The sequence below is a fragment of the Bradyrhizobium brasilense genome (assembly GCF_029714345.1).
GTDB classification, from domain to species: domain Bacteria; phylum Pseudomonadota; class Alphaproteobacteria; order Rhizobiales; family Xanthobacteraceae; genus Bradyrhizobium; species Bradyrhizobium australafricanum.
This window is the reverse complement of record NZ_CP121669.1, coordinates 2,050,775-2,068,131: the sequence shown is the minus strand read 5'-3', so window position 1 is coordinate 2,068,131 and position 17,357 is coordinate 2,050,775. Positions and strand designations below refer to the sequence as shown.

Below are 17,357 nucleotides of genomic sequence, written 5' to 3'. Positions count from 1 at the left end.
GCATCATTGATCACAAGTCAGAAGGTCCAATTGCGATGACACAGCCTCAATCCAGTGGTGCACGGACGGCGGGCAACGTCATGAAGCTCGACAGCTTCGTGCGCGGAAAATGGTCCGGCCCGGGCGAACCGGCAGCCGAGATTCACAGTGCCGTCACCGGCGATGTGGTGGCGGTCACCATCAGGAGCGATCTCGACATGCGCGAGATCCTCGCCTATGGCCGCGCGATCGGCGGCAAACATCTCAGAAAGCTGACGTTCCATCAGCGCGCGGGCCTACTGAAGGCGCTGGCCGACTATCTGACCCAGCACAAGGACCGGCTCTACAAACTGTCATTCCACGCAGGCGCAACCCGCACCGACGCAATGATCGACGTCGACGGCGGTATCGGCACGTTGTTCGCCTATGCTGGCAAGGGCCGCCGCGAGCTCCCGAACAGCAAATTCCTGCTCGATGGCAATGTCGAGGGGCTCTCCAAGGCTGGTGCATTCGCCGGTCAGCATATCGTCATGCCGCTGCACGGCGTCGCCGTGCACATCAACGCATTCAACTTCCCGTGCTGGGGCATGCTGGAGAAGCTGGCGCCGGCGCTGCTGGCCGGCGTGCCCGTCGTGACGAAGCCCGCGACGGTCACCTCCTATGTGGCCTACGAGCTGGTCCGGCTGATCACCGAATCCGGCGTGCTGCCCGAAGGCGTGCTGCAATTCATCGTCGGATCGACCGGCGACCTGCTCGACCATCTGACCTGCCAGGACGTGGTATCCTTCACAGGCTCGGCCGACACGTCGCAAAAACTGCAGCGGCATCCGGTCATCGCGCGCGAGGCGGTCAGGTTCATCGCCGAACGGGATTCGCTGAACGCCGCAATCCTCGCTCCGGACGCAGTGCCGGGAAGTCCGGAGTTCGACCTCTTCGTCAAGGAAGTGGCGAAGGAGATGACGGTCAAGGCCGGCCAGAAATGCACCGCGATCCGTCGCGCGCTGGTGCCGTCGGCGCAGCTCGATGCCGTGATCACGGCGCTGCGCGACCGTCTGGCCAAGGTCACGATCGGCAATCCCGAAAACGACAAGGTCAGGATGGGGCCGCTAGTCGGGCTCGGCCAGCGCAGCGATGTGCTTGCCCATGTCGCGAAGCTTCGCGCCGAAGCCGAACTGGTGGCCGGCGATCCCGGCAACTTCGGGCTGCTCGATGCCGACGCGAAGCGCGGCGCCTTCGTTCCGCCGCTGCTGCTGCATTGCGCCAAGCCGCTCGCCGCATCCGCAGTCCACGAGATCGAGGCGTTCGGGCCTGTCAGCACCGTGATGGGTTACGACGATCTGGAGCAGGCCATCGCGCTGACCAATCGCGGCGGCGGCAGCCTCGTCGCATCCATCTACACGCACGACATCCGGGCCGCGACCGAACTGGCGTTTGGCATCGGCAGTTTTCACGGTCGCGTCGCGATCATCGACCGCGACTGCGCGAGCGAGCACACCGGACACGGTTCGCCGATGCCGCAGATGGTTCACGGCGGCCCCGGCCGGGCCGGCGGCGGCGAGGAACTGGGCGGCGTCCGCAGCCTCCAGCACTACATGCAGCGCACTGCCTTGCAGGGCTCGCCGGCGATGCTGAGCGGCGTCACCGGCCGCTGGTTCAAGGGCAGCCCGATGCTCGAAGGCGACCTGCACCCGTTCCGCTATCACTATGACGATCTCGAGATCGGCCGCACGCTGGTCTCGAAGTCGCGGCAGATCACGCTCGACGACATCGAGCACTTCGCGCATTTCACGGGCGACACCTTCTACGCCCATATGGACGAGGAAGCGACCAAGGGGCATCCGTTCTTCCCGGGCCGCGTCGCGCATGGCTATCTGCTGCTGTCGTTTGCGGCCGGCCTGTTCGTCGATCCCGACTACGGGCCGGTGCTGGCGAATTACGGCCTCGACTCGCTGCGCTTCGTCAAACCCGTCCAGCCCGGCGAACAGATCCAGGTGCGGCTGACCGCGAAGGAGAAGATGCCGCGCAACAAGCAATATGGCGAGGTACGCTGGGACGTCGAGATCACGACCGGCACCGGCGAAACCGCGGCGACCTACGAGCTGCTGACCATGAACGCGATGCGGGGTTAGGAGGCGCGTCAGAGCAACTCGGCCTGCCGGCTGCGGCCGGCCGATCTCGCCTTGCCGCGCGGCCGGGTGACGGCGGCCGCGGCATCGTCGGCGCCGGCCAGCACGAGTTGCGCGACGAAACCAGCATATTCGGCGCGGGTCATCGGCCCGCCCTCGCGAAACCACATGTAATGCCAGTTCAGCATGCCGAAGACGCTCATCGTCAGCGGCTTGAGCAGGCGCTTGTGCTTCGCCGCCGGCACGGCGGCGGCGAGTGCGTCCGACATGATCCCGACCAGGATCCGCTCGCTTGCGAGCAGCGGCTGCTGCTTGTCCTTCGGCAACAGCTTGAGACTTGAGATCTGGACCTGATGTTCGGCGTCGGCATGCCGGTAGAGCTCGAGCAGGGTCGCAACGATCGTCCTGAAGCGCGCGACCGGATCGCCGGCCTGTGCGCTCGCCTTGCGGACCGCCGCCACCAGCTTCGCGAGGTGCGACGACAGGATATCGAACAGGATCGCTTCCTTGTCGGGATAATAGTGATAGAGCAGCGCCTTCGAAACCCCGCAGGCATCGGCGATGGTGTTCATCGACGTGCCGACATATCCCGATGCGGCGAACAGCTCGGCCGAGCGATGCAGCATCGAGAGGCGCTTGTCGTCATAGTCCTTGGCGCGCGATCGGGCCATGTCTTGTCCGTTCCACCAGGCGGCCGTTCGGCCATCGTCCAAAGATGTCTGTCAAGAGCCGCAAAGTTCCGCGACCGCAGCCCCGCCTCCGAACCGCTATTTATTGACCATCCGGTCGGACAATTCCATGGCTGAGTTGGAATGGCGCCTCAGTCTCGAGGTGACGCCTGGATGAACCGCTAGACCCAGCCACCATCCACGATATGGCTCTGGTTGGTGCAGGCACCGCTGTCATCGGCGGCAAAGAACAGCACGACGCGGGCGATATCATCAGGCACGAGTTTGCGCTTGAGGCATTGGCGCTGCATCAGCTCGGCCACGCCTTCAGACGTCAACCACAGATCCTGCTGCCGCTGGGTCATGATCCATCCGGGCAGGATGGAATTGACCCGTATGTTGTGCGGCCCAAGATCGCGGGCCAGCGCCCGGGTGAGTCCCTGAACGGCTGATTTGGCCGTTGTGTAGCAAGGCATGTTGCCCTGGCCGATCACCCAGCTCACCGAGCCGATGTTGACGATCGAACCGCCCCCTGCCTGCTTCATGTCCGGCGCGACCGCCTGGGCGCTGAAGAACTGGTGCTTCAGGTTGACGGCGATCCGCTCGTCCCAGAATTCCGGTGTGACGTCCTCAATCGCGTGACGGTCGTCGCGGGCCGCATTGTTGACCAAGATGGTGACCGGCCCGAGCGCCTCGCGGAGGCCGGCGACTGCGCGCCGCAGCGCGCCGATATCGCGCAGATCGGCATGTTCGAAGTGCACGCGGGCTTGCGCCCCGAGATCGGACAGCAGCTGCTCCGACGACGTCAGGTCGATATCGATGAATCCGACCCGCGCGCCCTGGCCGATGAACCGGCGGACGATCGCCTCGCCGATGCCGGAACCGCCGCCGGTGACCAGTACGGTCCGGTCCTTGAGACTTGGATAGATGGCGCCCTGCATTGGCATCCTCTCGATATTGGCGCCTGAAGGGCGTCGGTTGCGTTGCTGCGGCTCAGGCAAAAGGGCCACAGATTCCGAGGTTCACTCGGTTGTCTCCATGAGGCTGCGGTCCACGACCCGCAGCGTCCGCCGCACCATGCCGTCGACGATGGTCGCCGACTCGCTTGGACGCACATATATTGCCGTGGACTTGAGCAGCCACGGCAGCACCGCCTGGTCGAGCCTCTCCTCATAGGCACTGCGCATCATGTCGAATGCCTGCAGGCCGGGACCTGCGAGGATGACATGATGCGGGCGCAGCACCGATATCGTCGTGGCGACCGCTTCGGCAAGCGCGTGACCCGCCTGCTGGAACAAGTGCTCGAGACGGGAATCGCCGCTCCGCGCCCGATCGCGCAACAGAGCCATCTGCGCCTCGGACGGTTGCTGCGACGCCGCCGGCGGCAGGTCGAGAAAGGTGCGGGCATCGCGGTAAAGCGCATAGTCGGCAAGATGGGCCTCGATGCAGCCGCGCTGACCGCAGCGGCATTGCGGGCCGTTCAGCGCCAATTTGACATGACCGATCTCACTGCCCGCGCCGGCACCCCAGCGCGCTTCACCGTCGACAATGATGCCCATGCCGACGCCGTGGCCCACCATGATCGTGGCCGTGAGGCCCTGCGCCAGTGCCGGTTCGGCGGCAGCGAGGGACAGCGCGACCGCGACCGCGTCGTTCGCCATCACGACTTCGACAGCGAACGCCTGGTGGATCGGCTTGGCAAGATCGACGTCGGTGATCGACAGCGCCGGGCTCCACAGATGCCGGCCGGTATCGCCGTCGACGATGCCCTGCAGCGCTATTCCGATTCCGAGCAAGCGATGTCGCGGCGTGGCGGTCGCCTCAAGCATGGCGTCGATCTGTGCGATCACGAGCTCGCATAGTGCGCTTGCATCGAGCGCGCGCGTCGCGAGTTCAAGTCGCGATTGCGCCAGGGCGGAGCCGCTGAAATCGGCGATCAGTGTCTCGACCAGATTCATGCGCAGCGAGACCGCGATGATGCGGCCAAATTCGGGATTCAGGGTCAGCAGGACTGCCGGCCGGCCGCGGCGACGGCCACCATCCGCGTCCTCTTCGTCGGCGTCGTCGGGCCACAGCGTCGCCGCATCTGTCTCGGCTTCGCACAGCAGGTCCTCCGCCATCAGCTTCGACGTGATGGCCGAAATGGCGGGGAAGCTCAGGCCCGTGCTGCGTGCGAGCTCGACCCGCGGCAACGGCCCCTGGCGTCGCAGTACCTCGACGAGACGGCCGGGGTTCGATCCGCGGGCCAGGCTCGAAGCACGTCTCAACGGCTCGGGCTGTTCGTTCATATTGCGCCTTTTAATTCGCTTGATGAAATTATTCAACGCGGGCTACTCGTTTGTGGGTTCAAAAAGCGCGGATAGCGACTGAAAAATATCACTCCCATACTATTATTGGCCGAAGGCGTGATTATGAACATCCTTGACTGGACATTTTGTCGCGCTAATTTATTAGTTGAGTGAATAAAATAAGGCGTGGAAAGCGCCGGGCGTGAATCCCCTCACCGGGGGTGTCGACAGGGAGGTGCATATGAATGTCTCAACCAGAAAATTGATCGTGCCGCTCTTGGCGGGCGCTGCCGCGCTCGCCATGGCGACGGGGGTAGCACAGGCACAGCAGAAAAAGACCACCATCGCGCTGGTGACCAATGTCGCGGCCGACTTCTGGACCATCGCGAGCCGTGGGCTTGAGAAGGCGCAGAAGGAGCACCCGGACTACAATATCGAATTGATCGTCACCAATGAAGGGACGGCGGCCGGCCAGCGGCGCGAACTGGATGATCTGCTGGTGCGCGGCGTCGCCGGTATCTCGATCTCGGTCGACGATGCACCGCATGCAACCGAAGAACTTAACAAGGTTGCGGCCAAGACCGTGCTGATCACCACGGACAGCGACGCGCCGCAGAGCAATCGCCTCGCCTATATCGGCACCGACAACGTCGCGGCGGGGCGACAGGCCGGCGAGGAGATCAAGAAGGCGCTGCCGAACGGCGGCAAGATCGCACTGTTCGTCGGAACGATGGACGCCGACAACGCCCGCGAGCGGGTGCAGGGCATCAAGGAAGCGATCGCCGGCACCAAGGTCGAACTGGTCGACGTGTTCACCGACCAGGTGGACTTCGCCAAGGCCAAGGCGAACATGGAGAACGTGCTCGTCAAATATCCCGACATCGCGCTGCTGTCCGGCCTGTGGAGCTACGAGACGCCGCTGATCTATGACGCGGTGAAGGCCGCAGGCAAGGCCGGCAAGGTCAAGATCGTCGGCTTCGACGAGGATCAGCGGACGCTGCGCGGCATTTCCGACGGCACGATCGAATCCACGGTCGTGCAGCAGCCCTACGAGTTCGGCTATCTCTCCGCCACCAACATCATCAAGACGCTGAACGGCGACAAGTCCTGGATTCCGAAGGACAGCAAGCTGATCGTGCCGACCAAGGTGATCAGCAAGACCAACGTCGCGGAGTTCGCCGCACATCTGAAGGAACTGCTCAAGAAGTAACTTCAGTCGGCTTCAACGCCCGGCCGCCACAGGCCGCCGGGCGTTGTGCAGGAGGACATGCCGAATGGCGGAAACGCTGCTGGAACTCAGCGGAATCAGCAAGACCTATCCCGGCGTCAGGGCGCTCGACGACGTCAATTTGCGCGTCAATCGCGGCGAGGTGCTGGGCCTGGTCGGCGAGAACGGCGCCGGCAAATCGACGCTGATGCGCGTGCTCGCCGGCGTGATCGCGCCGAGCGCCGGCGTGATCCGCATCGGCAGCACCGAGCACGCCCGGATGACGGTGACCGAGGCGACGCGATCTGGCATCGCCTTCGTGCACCAGGAACTGAACCTGTTCGAGAATCTCGACGTCGCGGCCAATGTCTTCATCGGACGCGAGAAGCTGGCCGGCGGCCCGCTGAAGCTGGTGGACAATGCGCAGATGCACGCCCGCGTGATGCCGCTGCTGGAACGGCTGGGCGCCGATTTCATGCCGGGCACGCTGGTCGAGAATTTGTCGATCGCGGAGCGCCAGATGGTGGAGATAGCCAAGGCGCTCTCGATCGACGCCCGCGTCATCATCATGGACGAACCGACCTCCAGCCTGACGATTTCGGAGACGGAGCGGCTGCTTGAGGTGATTGCCGACCTGAAGACGCACGGCATCTCGGTGATCTACATCTCTCACCGGCTCGGCGAGATCATGAGCTGCGCCGATCGCGTCGTGGTGCTGCGCGACGGGCGCACGGTGGGGGAATTGGCGCGCGACGAGCTCAGCCACGCCGGCATGATCCGGCTGATGATCGGCCGCGACCTGAAGGCGCTGTATACACCGCCATCCTGCACGCCGCAGCCCGGCGGCTGCGATATCGCCGGCGTCGTGACCACTGCCTTTCCTGACCGGCAGATCAATCTGTCGGTGCGGCGCGGCGAGATCCTCGGCCTCGCCGGGCTCGTCGGCGCCGGCCGCACCTCGCTTGCCCGCGCGGTGTTCGGCGTCGATCCGCTGCTGGGCGGCGAGATCCGGATCGACAACGCGCCGGTCGGCGTCGCCTCGCCGCGGGACGCGATCAGGCAAGGGATCTACCTGGTGCCGGAGGATCGCAAGAAATCCGGTCTGGTGCTGGAACTGCCGATCCGGGAGAACGTGACGCTCGCGAGCCTGCTGGATCATGCGCGGATGTGGCTGGTCAACGGGGCGGCCGAGCGCAGAATCGCCAAAGACCAGGCCAGGCGGCTGTCCATCAAGGCGCCGAGCATCGACATCGAAGCCGTGACGCTCTCCGGCGGCAACCAGCAAAAAGTGGTGCTGGGCAAGTGGCTCTCCATGCAGCCGCGCGTGATGTTCTTCGACGAGCCGACCCGCGGCATCGACGTCGGCGCCAAGAGCGAGATCTACGCGCTGATGCGCAGCCTCGCCGACCAGGGCGTCGCGATCGTGATGATCTCCTCGGACATGGAGGAAGTCATCGGCGTCTCCGACCGGGTGGCGGTGATGCATGAAGGCAGTGTCAGCGGCGTGATCGAGCGCGACCAGTTCAGCGAGTACAACGTGTTGAGGCTGGCGGTCGGCCAAGCACTCGAAACCATGGAGGCCGCTGCGCCATGATGAAGAAGGAACTCGGCCTGTTCTTGCTGCTGGCGGTGATCTCCGCCATCACCGGCGCGATCAATCCGGCCTTCCTGTCGGTCGTGAATCTGCTGAACATGGCCAATCTGATCGGCCTGTTCGGCGTATTCGCGCTGGGTGAAGGCCTCGTCATCATCACCGGAGGAATCGATCTTTCGCTCGGCTCGATGTTCGCGCTGCTCGGCGTCATCTTCGTCGACCTGCTGACGACCTATCAGGTGCCTTGGCCGTTCGCGCTGGTGCTGGTCCTGATGGGCGGGCTTGCGCTGGGCGGCATCCAGGGCTTCCTGATCACGCGGCTGAAAATGCAGCCCTTCATCGTAACGCTGTGCGGGTTGCTGATCTATCGCGGCGCCGCGCGCTACTACACCAGCGATTCGACGCGCGGCTTCGGCTACGGCGACGAGGCGAGCACGCTGAGCAATATCGCCTCCGGTAATATTGCGGGCATCCCGAACACCTTCATCTTCCTGATCATCCTTGCGCTGATCCTCGGCGTGCTGTTGCACCGCTCGGTCTACGGGCGCTGGCTTTATGCCGTGGGCAAGAACGAGGAAGCGGCGCGCTTCTCCGGCATCAACACTAATCTCGTGATTGCGACCGCCTATGTCATCAGCGGCGGGCTCGCCGGCGTCTCGACCGTGATGTTTGTGTTCTACACCAACTCGGTTTCTCCGAGTTCCTTCGGCAACTTCTACGAACTCTATGCGATCGCGGCGGCCGTCCTCGGCGGCTGTAGCCTGCGCGGCGGCGAGGGCTCCATTCTGGGCATCGCGCTGGGGACGGCGTTGCTGCAGGTGCTGCAGAACCTTGTGAACATCCTCGGTATTCCCAATTCGCTGAACTTCGCGGTGATGGGGACCGTGATCCTGATCGGTGTGCTGGCGGATCAGCAATTGCAGGCCCGTCGACGGCGCAAGGCCGCGCTGGCAGGCCTCGCCCGCACTGCGCCAAGATCGAAGGAAAGCACAATTCTGCAGGGCGCAGCTCAGCATAGCGCGGCTGCGTTGCCGACGACGACGGGCGATCAGGCATGACAACTCGAAAAGGAAGAACCCGGACCGGGAATATGGTCGCGGCGGCTTGAGTAGAGGAACGAGGGGAAGGAGTTCGAGGCGCAAGATCGATCAAGCTCGCGGCGCTCGTATCCAATTTGGCGCAGCAAGCCTGGCCCAGCTGAGCCGCAGGCAGACCCCTCGCCTCCGTCTTGAAGGGCTTTGCGCGCGTACGGATTCCATCTCTGGTTGACGGATCGATGCACTGAAACGACCACGTTCCCCGCTGAGGGGCTTTGGGCGGGAACGTGGCACAAAAATAGACAAAGCCGGGGACGCTGGGAGTGCAGAAAATGTCACTTAGGTCTGTAAACACCGCGCGGGCGTGCGGCGTGGGGATCGCGTTGTTATCTCTGTTCAGCGGCGGCGGCGCGCATGCGGCCGATCTCATGACGAAGGCTCCGCCGGTGCCTTACACCGAGACCGATGATTTCTGGACAAGACCATATCTGTTCGGCGATCTCGGCAGGACGCAACTAAAGGAGCGAGGGATCTCGCTGGCCCTGACGCTGGGCGACGAAGCCGTCGGCAATTTGTCGGGCGGCAACAGGAACACCGCGACCCAAGCCGGACAGCTTTTCTTTCAGGCCAAGTTCGACATGGCAAAACTTGCCGGTATCCAGGGCGGCACTGTTGGCCTCACGCTGGTCGACCGCTTCGGCCGCAACCTGAATGACGAGGCGGGAATTCCGGCGCTGCAGCTGACCAACGAAGTGTTCGGCCGCGGCAGCATTCTTCGCCTGACCGAACTCTACTACTCGCAGAAGCTGTTCGATGATCGCCTTGAGCTCAAGGGCGGCCGTCTTCCGGTCGGCTCCGACTTCTTCTTTGGCCTCTGCGAGTTCATCAACCTGACCTTCTGCGGCGGCCAGCCCGGCAACATCCAGGGTGGCTACATCTACAATTGGCCGGTGAGCCAATGGGCCGGTGTGGTGCACTACAACTTCGCCAAGGAATGGCAGCTTTCGGTCGGCGTCTACGATGCCAACCCGAACTACCTGACGACGTCGGACTCCGCGACTTACTTCCTGCCGGGTGTCCCCGGCTCTAGCCCCGCCTCGGGCGTGCTGGTGCCGGTCGAGGTGGTCTGGGCGCCGAGCGGTCCGTTGAACGGGACCTGGAGATTTGGCGGCTGGTATGACAGCGCATCGACAATTGATGGCGGCCTGCCGGGGATCATTGCGATCTCTCCGGGCACCGGCGGCGTCTCGGACCAGAATCTCGGAGATTCGCGCGGTCGTTATGGCGTCTACGAATCGATCCTGCAGCGGCTGACGGTTGAAGGTCCCAAGGCACAGGGCTGGTACACCTTCCTCAATACGACCGTCGCCGACCACCGCACGTCGTACCAGGATTACCAGATCGCATTCGGCTTCAGGCACACCGGAACGTTCGCCTCGCGCCCGGAGGACGAAGTCGGCTTTGCGGTCGGTACGACCCATGTGAATACGGCTGCGCTCACGCCCAACGCCGGAGGAAACGAAGTTCCGATCGAAGCCTGGTACGGGTGGCAGGCGACGGGCTGGATGAACCTGAAGTTCGACGCCCAGTATGTGATGCATCCTGGCGGGCGCGGGTACAATGCCGCCGGCGTGAAGACCGACAACGCCTGGATTCTCGGTCTGCGCACGCTGGTGCACTTCTGAGCGGAGGTGGCCAGCATGCTTGAGCAAAGCCAGCCATGGTAACCCCTCACGACGCCGGGCTAGCAGTCCTGGAGTTGAAGGGCATCGGCAAGGAGTTCGGCGCCATTCGCGCGTTGCATGGCGTCGACCTCCGCGTGTCGCCCGGCGAGGTGGTCGGCCTGATGGGCGACAACGGCGCCGGCAAGTCGACGCTCGTCAAGATCATTGCCGGCAACTTTCCGCCAAGTCGCGGCGAGATCCGCTTTGACGGCAAGGCGGTTCATTTCGCCCGTCCGATCGATGCCCGGGCGGTCGGCATAGAAGTAGTCTACCAGGACCTCGCACTCGCCGACAATCTCACGGCGGCGGCCAATGTTTTCCTCGGCCGCGAGCTCAAGCGCAAGCTTGGTCCATTCGCCTTGCTCGACCACAAGGCGATGGCAGCGCGCGCGCTGGAGCTGTTCGGCGAGTTGCGCTCGGAGACCCGCCCGAATGATCTCGTCAAGCAGATGTCGGGCGGCCAGCGCCAGGCGGTCGCGATCGCGCGGACGCGGCTCTCCAACGCCAGGCTGGTGATGATGGACGAGCCGACCGCCGCGATCTCGGTTCGCCAGGTCGAGCAGGTCCTCGGCCTGATCCATCGCCTGAAGGAACAGGGCGTCGCGGTCATGCTGATCTCGCACCGCATGCCCGACGTGTTCGCTGTCTGCGACCGCGTCGTCGTCATGCGGCGCGGCGAAAAGCGCGCCGACAAGGCGATCGGCGACACCAGCCCCGAGGAAGTCACCTCCCTCATCACGGGAGCGAAGGAGGCCGCGTGATGGCCACGCCCCTGGAATCTCCCCTCACCTTCACCAATGTCGGCAAGGCCAGATGGTGGCGCAGCGGCCTGTTCGCTTCGCAGACCGGCTACGTCCTGCTGGCGCTGGCGGCGCTGTTCGTGCTGATGAACTTCGCCAGCCCCTATTTCCTGACCGCAGGCAACATACAGAATGTGGCGAAGAACTTTTCCTTCATCGCCATCGCCACGCTCGGCATGACCTTCGTCATCATCACGGGCGGCATCGATCTCTCGGTCGGCTCCGTGATGTGCTTTTCCGCGATGATCACCTCGATGGTGATGACGCACGTCTCGACACCGGGCATGCCCGGCGCGGAGTGGTTCGTGCATTTAGCCCCTGACGGCAAGACCGTGATTGCCAATATGCCCGGCTTGATTCTGCTCGTCTCGGTTCTGGCGGGGCTCGGCGTCGCGCAGATTGTCGGCTTCGTCAATGGCTTCTGCATCGCGGTGCTTGGACTGTCGCCGTTTGTCACGACGCTCGGCATGCTCTCGATCGTGCGCGGCCTCGGCTACGTCGTCTCCAACGGCCGCGGCAGTTTTCCCGGTGGCCCCGACGCCGAATATTTCTACACGCTGACATCCGGCGTTGTGTTCGGCATGCCGGCGCCGTTCATCTATCTCGTGGTTCTCGCGCTGGCGATGGCCGTCGTGCTGCATCACACTGGTTTCGGCCGCCACGTCTTTGCCGTCGGCGGCAACGAGAAGGCGGCCGCGCTGACCGGCATTTCGGTCGTCCGGGTGAAGATCGAGATCTACGTGATCTGTGCGCTCGCGGCGGGTCTGCAGGGCATCATCGTCTCGGGCTGGCTGGGATCGGCGCCGGCGAACATGGCGACATCCTATGAGCTCAACGTGATTGCGGCCGCTGTCATCGGTGGCGCCAATCTCGCGGGCGGCGCCGGCGGCCCGCTCGGGGCCATTGTCGGCTGCGTGCTGCTCGAGGTGATCCGCAACGGCCTCGTGCTCGCGCAGGTCAACTCGTACTGGCAGCAGACCCTGGTGGGCGTGATCATCATCGCCGCTGTGCTGGTCGATCGTCTCCGCTCGCGCATGGCCTGAAGAGTTCGTCCTGGAGGATCATGGATGTCCGCCTATCCGCCTCCCGGAGCCGCAGATTTGAACGGATAGGCACGATAAGAAATTTGGAGGGAAACAATGAGAAAGGCACTTCTGGCCGCTGCGGTCCTCGCCATGATGGCAACGCCTGGCCTGGCCCAGAGCTACAGATTCGTGATCGTGCCCAAGGCCATGAACAACCCGTTCTTCGATTTCGCGCGCGACGGCTGCCAGAAACGCGCCAAGGAGCTCGGCAACATCGAATGCATCTACAAGGGTCCTGTCGAGCACGAGCCGGCGACGCAAGCGCAGATCATCCAGGATTTCGTCACTCAAAAGGTGGATGGCCTGGCCATCTCGGTTGCCGACGTTGCCGCGATGACCAAGTCGATCGAGGCGGCAAGTGCAGCCGGCATTCCCGTCATCACCTTCGACTCGGACGCGCCGGGCTCGAAGCGGATTGCCTATATCGGCACCGACAACAAGGAGTTCGGCCTCGCGCTCGGCAAGCAATTGCTGAAGCTGCGGCCTGATGGCGGCAGATACGCGATGATCTCCGGCGGGCCGGGTGCGGAGAACCTGGCCGAGCGGGTCGACGGCGTGCGTGAGGCACTCAAGGGCTCGAAGTGGACCGAGGTCGGGGGCTCGCCGACCTTCTGCAACGACGATCCCGCGCTCGGCGTTCAGCAGATGACCGATCTGCGCACCGCTGCTCCCGACCTTGCAGCCATCATCCCGGTCGGTGGCTGGCCGATGTTCGCGCCCGAAGGCTTCAAGGCGTTCGCCAGCAAGAGCAAGAAGGACATGGACGCCGGCAAGTTCACGCTCGTCGTGGCCGACACCCTCAAGATGCAGCTTGAGCTTTTGAATGAGGGTTACGCCAATGCGCTGATCGGCCAGCGCCCGTTCGAAATGGGCGAGAAAGCGATGGACACGCTGCTTGCCATCAAGAAAGGCCAGAAGGCGCCGCCGATCATCCACACCGGTCTCGACGTTGTGACAAAGGACAACGTCGCGGCGATGCTGAAATAGGCGCGCAGGCAGCCCGAGCGGAGCGGCATGGATCCGGACCTGTGCTCGCGGCCGACCGACATCGGTATCCCGCCGGGCAGATCCCGGCGGCCATCATCAATGGCGCCGCCATCGCATCTGACGAGCGCTAGGGAACGATGTGGGTCCCGGTCTCGCCGGTCAGCGCGGCCATTGCGCAATTGAGGTGGCTGATGATCGCGCGCTTGCCACCACCTTCGAGAAAGCGGATGGCGGCATCGACCTTGGGTCCCATACTTCCCGGCGGAAAATGGCCCTCGCGATGATAGGCCTTGATCTCCGCCAGGCTGACCTGATCCAGCTCCCTCTTGTTGGGCTTGCCGAAATTGATCGCGACGCGGGGCACCGCGGTCAGGATCAGCAGTTCCTCGATGCCAAGCACGTTGGCGATATGGGCCGAGGTCAGGTCCTTGTCGATCACTGCCGGCACGCCGGTTCGCACGCCCCGTTCGTCGCGGATCACGGGCATACCGCCGCCGCCGCCTGCGATGACGATGGTGCCGCGCTTGACCAGCGCGTCGACCAGCGAAATGTCGCAGACATGTTTGGGTTTCGGAGACGGCACGACATGGCGCCAGCCACGCCCGGAGTCCTCGCGCATTTTCCAGTTCAACTCGGCGCTGATGCGCTGGGCTTCCTGCTCCGTGAAAAACGGTCCGACGAACTTGGTCGGATTGGCGAAGGCGGGATCGTTGGCGTCGACCTCGACCTGGGTCAGCAGGCTGGCGACGTGCCGGCCGTTGCCATGCGCGCGCAAGACGTTCTCGATCGCCTGCATCAGAAGATAGCCGATGCCACCTTGGCTGTGCGCGACGCAGATGTCCATCGACATCGGCGGGATCCGGCTCATCGTCAGCATCTGGCGCATCATGATCTTGCCCACCACCGGCCCGTTGCCGTGGGTGATCACTAGTTCGTTGTCGAGCGCAGCGAGCGGCAGCAGCGCCTCGGCCGTATGCTGGGCGACGGCCTTCTGCTCGTCCGAGGTGCCGCTGATGTCTTCGGGGTGGACGGCATTGCCGCCGATCGCGATCACGAGACGGCGCGGGACCTCATTGAGTGTTCGCATAGCGCGGCATCCTGACGTCGTTGACGGAAAAAGCGAGAGCAAGGTCGCAGGCCTGGGCATTCGACGGCGCCACCACGATGCCGGCGTCCTCGAGCAGCCTGATCTGCGCCGAACGCACCTGGCGATCGAGCTCGGTCCCCGTCACCGACGCAACCAGGACCGGCGCGTCATCCGCACGGCCCGCCGCGACAGCCGCAAGATGCGCTGCCGGATTGTCATGTGCGCCGTATCCGATCACGAGATCGAGCAGGATGACGGCGACCGCGGGATCGACCAGCGCCGCCCGCAAGGCATCGTCGCGCACCGAGGGATCGATCATCGGATGCGGCCGGCCCTGGGTATATTCGTCGGCCCCGAGGTCGACGATGCGGTCCCTCCCCTGCGCCTCCGGGTCGCTGAAATGCGGGACGCCGGGAATGGCGGCATTCGATGCCACCTTGCGACCGCCCGCAGCAAGGATCACCTGAGCCTCGGCACAGAGGGTGCCGCCGGCGAACAGCCCTTCGATCCGCTGCGCCGCCTTGCGTCGCGGCGGCAAACGCGCAGCCACGGCGGCAGCGTCGAACTTGCCGCCAATGCTCCGGCCGTTGCCGAGGGTTTTCTCGGCCGCTTCCCTCAACGTACCGGCAAAGCGTGCATTTGACGGCAGATCCGCCGAGGCGGCGCCGATGAAGCACACCGTGTAGGGCTTCGAGCTCTGGCCGATCCGGCCGAGCACGGCCCTGGCGACGTCCGGATGCGGCGGCTTGGAGATCAGCACGACGCGATCGGTCTCGGGATCGGCATCGAGGGCGTCGATCGCCATCAATGTCGTGATGCCGCCAATCTCCTTCTTCAAATCCCGTCCGCCGACGCCGATGGCGTGGGAAATTCCTTCGCCCGCCTCGGACAGCAGGCACGACACCTCCTGCGTACCGGTCCCCGATGCGCCGATGATCCCGATCCTCCCACGCTTCAGCCGGTTGGCGAAGGCGAGCGGCGCGCCGCCGATGATCGCCGTGCCGCAGTCCGGTCCCATCATCAAGAGGCCCGCTTCGCGCGCCTGCTGCTTCAGCGACAATTCATCCGCAATCGAGACATTGTCGCTGAACATAAGGACATGAAGTCCGCGGTTCAGCGCCTTGCGCGCTTCTGCCGCGGCGAACTCGCCGGGAACGGAGATCAGGGCGAGGTTGGCGGCGGGTGCGGCCTTGACGGCCGCGGCAATGCTGCGCGGCCGCCACGCCGCTTCGCCCGTGCCGCTCGTCTTGGGGCGATCGAGCGCCTTTTGTGCTTCGGCAAGCGCGACGCGTGCCGCCGCTTCGCTCTCGGCCTTGATCGCGAGGATCAGATCATTGGCCTGCGCGATCACCTCGCCATCGAGCAATCCGGCGTTGCGCAGGATCGCCTGGTTGGACGGCGTGCCCATCATCAGCGCGGCTTCGACGACGCCCGCCGCCGACGCGACCTCCCGCGACAACCGCATCAACGCCACCGAGTCGAGATAGAAGCCCTTGCGAATTTCGTTCAGGACAAACGCGCTCATGACACCCCCAGATCTTCCGCAATGGCGAGAACGGCCTGCCGGAAGCAGGCCATCGGCGCCCGCACCACGCCGGCGCCGACCTGGCCGATGCCGGGCTCGCGATGCGCGATGCCGGTGTTGATGACCGGTGCAAGGCCGGTCTCCACCACCAGGCGAACGTCGATGCCGGTCGGCACGCCGGCAAAGTCGAGCGCGGGGATCGTCCATTCCGGATTCTGCCCGACAGTGATTTCGCTCATTGCCCGCGTGAAATTGCCCGCCGACGACGGTGCGCCAGCGCCGATGAAGCCGGCAACCGCTGGAGCTGCCGCCATCGCGAAGCCACCAAGCCCGACTGTCTCGACGATCGCGGAGTCGCCCATGTCGGGATTGGCATCCTTGCGCGAATAGCCCGGGAAATAGAGCCCTTCCGGCATCTCCACCGGCGCCGTGAACCAGCGATCGCCCAATCCGCTGACACGGACCCCGAAATCGGTTCCATTGCGGCACATCGCGGTCACCACCGTCGAACCGCGAATCCCGCTGGCGGGATCGGTCAGCGCCTTGCCCATCGCCATCGCGATGTTGAGAAAGAACTGATCGTTCTGCGCGATGAAGCCAATGCAGCTTGCGAGAACCTCGTTGTCGGTCGAGGTGCGCGCCAGCGCCGACCCGATCTCGCGCAGGAACACGCTGGAGCAGGCCAGATTGCGCTGGTGCATTTCATCGCCCATCGAAAGTCCGCGGGCGATGATCGCCTTCAGGTCGATCCCGCCATACGCGCGGATCGCCCTGGCCAGCACCGGCCCGAATACGTCACGCAGCCAGCCGAGGCGGGCCAGCACGCTATCGTCATTGCCGCCGAAGCGCATCACCTTGCCGAGGCCCTCGTTGATGGCGCAGTAGGCGCGGTTGCCGTACTTGGCGTTTTCGACGACGAATACCGGCATGGAGACCGTGGTCATGCCGGTCATCGGACCGACCGCGTCGAAATGATGGTTGGGGTGGAAGGCGACGCCGCCGCCGGCCGCGAGTTCGAAGGCGGCTTCAAGATCCGGAGCCCAGCCTTCGAACACGATGGCGCCTGCCACCGCGCCACGCATCGGACCGCACATTCGGTCCCAGGTGATCGGCGGCCCGGCATGAAGGATCATGCGTTCCTTCAACCCTTCCAGCACATCGCGTGCCGGAACGATATCGATCAGCCTGGGCTCACCCTCGAGGATGCGGGCCAGCGCCTGCTTGTTGGCGTCTTCGATCAGCTTCATGGC

At 64.3% G+C, this 17,357-nt stretch carries 14 protein-coding genes; 8 read left to right on the top strand and 6 right to left on the bottom strand.

Annotation, left to right across the window (positions count from 1 at the left end; genetic code table 11):
* Nucleotides 1–80 precede the first annotated feature (80 nt).
* A complete protein-coding gene (gene paaZ / locus QA635_RS09545; protein ID WP_283071547.1) occupies nucleotides 81–2,108 on the top strand; it encodes a phenylacetic acid degradation bifunctional protein PaaZ in 2,028 nt (675 codons plus the stop codon).
* Nucleotides 2,109–2,116: 8 nt separating this feature from the next.
* Here the strand turns inward: paaZ and QA635_RS09540 are convergent, their stop codons facing one another.
* The 3 genes from QA635_RS09540 to QA635_RS09530 form a co-directional block, all read right to left on the bottom strand.
* A complete protein-coding gene (locus QA635_RS09540; protein ID WP_283068493.1) occupies nucleotides 2,117–2,776 on the bottom strand; it encodes a TetR/AcrR family transcriptional regulator in 660 nt (219 codons plus the stop codon).
* 179 nt (nucleotides 2,777–2,955) lie between these two features.
* Nucleotides 2,956–3,714: an SDR family NAD(P)-dependent oxidoreductase gene (locus tag QA635_RS09535; RefSeq protein ID WP_283068491.1), complete on the bottom strand. Its 759-nt coding sequence runs from the start codon at nucleotides 3,712–3,714 to the stop codon at nucleotides 2,956–2,958.
* 81 nt (nucleotides 3,715–3,795) lie between these two features.
* Complete coding sequence (locus tag QA635_RS09530) at nucleotides 3,796–5,061, bottom strand: ROK family protein (protein WP_168855345.1); 1,266 nt, start codon at nucleotides 5,059–5,061, stop codon at nucleotides 3,796–3,798.
* Nucleotides 5,062–5,302: 241 nt separating this feature from the next.
* On the opposite strand from QA635_RS09530, the gene QA635_RS09525 reads away from it, so the two are divergent.
* The 7 genes from QA635_RS09525 (at nucleotide 5,303) to QA635_RS09495 (ending at nucleotide 13,495) form a co-directional block, all read left to right on the top strand.
* Nucleotides 5,303–6,271 (top strand): sugar-binding protein, encoded by a 969-nt coding sequence (locus QA635_RS09525; protein ID WP_283068489.1) that lies wholly within the window; start codon nucleotides 5,303–5,305, stop codon nucleotides 6,269–6,271.
* Between the two features lie 64 nt (nucleotides 6,272–6,335).
* The gene (locus QA635_RS09520) at nucleotides 6,336–7,862 is read left to right on the top strand and encodes a sugar ABC transporter ATP-binding protein (RefSeq protein ID WP_283068488.1); all 1,527 of its coding nucleotides are present in this window, start codon (nucleotides 6,336–6,338) and stop codon (nucleotides 7,860–7,862) included.
* Entirely contained in the window at nucleotides 7,859–8,920 is a 1,062-nt protein-coding gene (locus QA635_RS09515; protein ID WP_283068487.1) for an ABC transporter permease, read from the top strand. The genes QA635_RS09520 and QA635_RS09515 overlap by 4 nt, the downstream gene beginning before the upstream one ends.
* A gap of 311 nt (nucleotides 8,921–9,231) precedes the next feature.
* Nucleotides 9,232–10,584 carry a carbohydrate porin gene (locus QA635_RS09510; protein WP_283068485.1) on the top strand — a complete coding sequence of 451 codons (1,353 nt, stop codon included), beginning with the start codon at nucleotides 9,232–9,234 and terminating at the stop codon, nucleotides 10,582–10,584.
* Between the two features lie 35 nt (nucleotides 10,585–10,619).
* Nucleotides 10,620–11,384: an ATP-binding cassette domain-containing protein gene (locus tag QA635_RS09505; RefSeq protein WP_283068484.1), complete on the top strand. Its 765-nt coding sequence runs from the start codon at nucleotides 10,620–10,622 to the stop codon at nucleotides 11,382–11,384.
* Entirely contained in the window at nucleotides 11,384–12,466 is a 1,083-nt protein-coding gene (locus QA635_RS09500; protein ID WP_283068483.1) for an ABC transporter permease, read from the top strand. Before QA635_RS09505 ends, QA635_RS09500 begins: the two co-directional genes overlap by 1 nt.
* Before the next feature lie 96 nt (nucleotides 12,467–12,562).
* Nucleotides 12,563–13,495 (top strand): sugar-binding protein, encoded by a 933-nt coding sequence (locus QA635_RS09495; protein WP_225642735.1) that lies wholly within the window; start codon nucleotides 12,563–12,565, stop codon nucleotides 13,493–13,495.
* A gap of 127 nt (nucleotides 13,496–13,622) precedes the next feature.
* On the opposite strand, the gene arcC is transcribed toward QA635_RS09495, so the two are convergent.
* The 3 genes from arcC to QA635_RS09480 are packed head-to-tail and all read right to left on the bottom strand — an operon-like array spanning nucleotide 13,623 to nucleotide 17,354.
* On the bottom strand, nucleotides 13,623–14,582 hold the full coding sequence (gene arcC / locus QA635_RS09490; protein WP_283068482.1) for a carbamate kinase: 960 nt from the start codon (nucleotides 14,580–14,582) through the stop codon (nucleotides 13,623–13,625).
* A complete protein-coding gene (gene fdrA / locus QA635_RS09485) occupies nucleotides 14,566–16,107 on the bottom strand; it encodes an acyl-CoA synthetase FdrA (protein ID WP_283068481.1) in 1,542 nt (513 codons plus the stop codon). Before fdrA ends, arcC begins: the two co-directional genes overlap by 17 nt.
* Nucleotides 16,104–17,354 carry a YlbE family protein gene (locus QA635_RS09480; protein WP_283068480.1) on the bottom strand — a complete coding sequence of 417 codons (1,251 nt, stop codon included), beginning with the start codon at nucleotides 17,352–17,354 and terminating at the stop codon, nucleotides 16,104–16,106. Before QA635_RS09480 ends, fdrA begins: the two co-directional genes overlap by 4 nt.
* Between the last annotated feature and the right edge of the window lie 3 nt (nucleotides 17,355–17,357).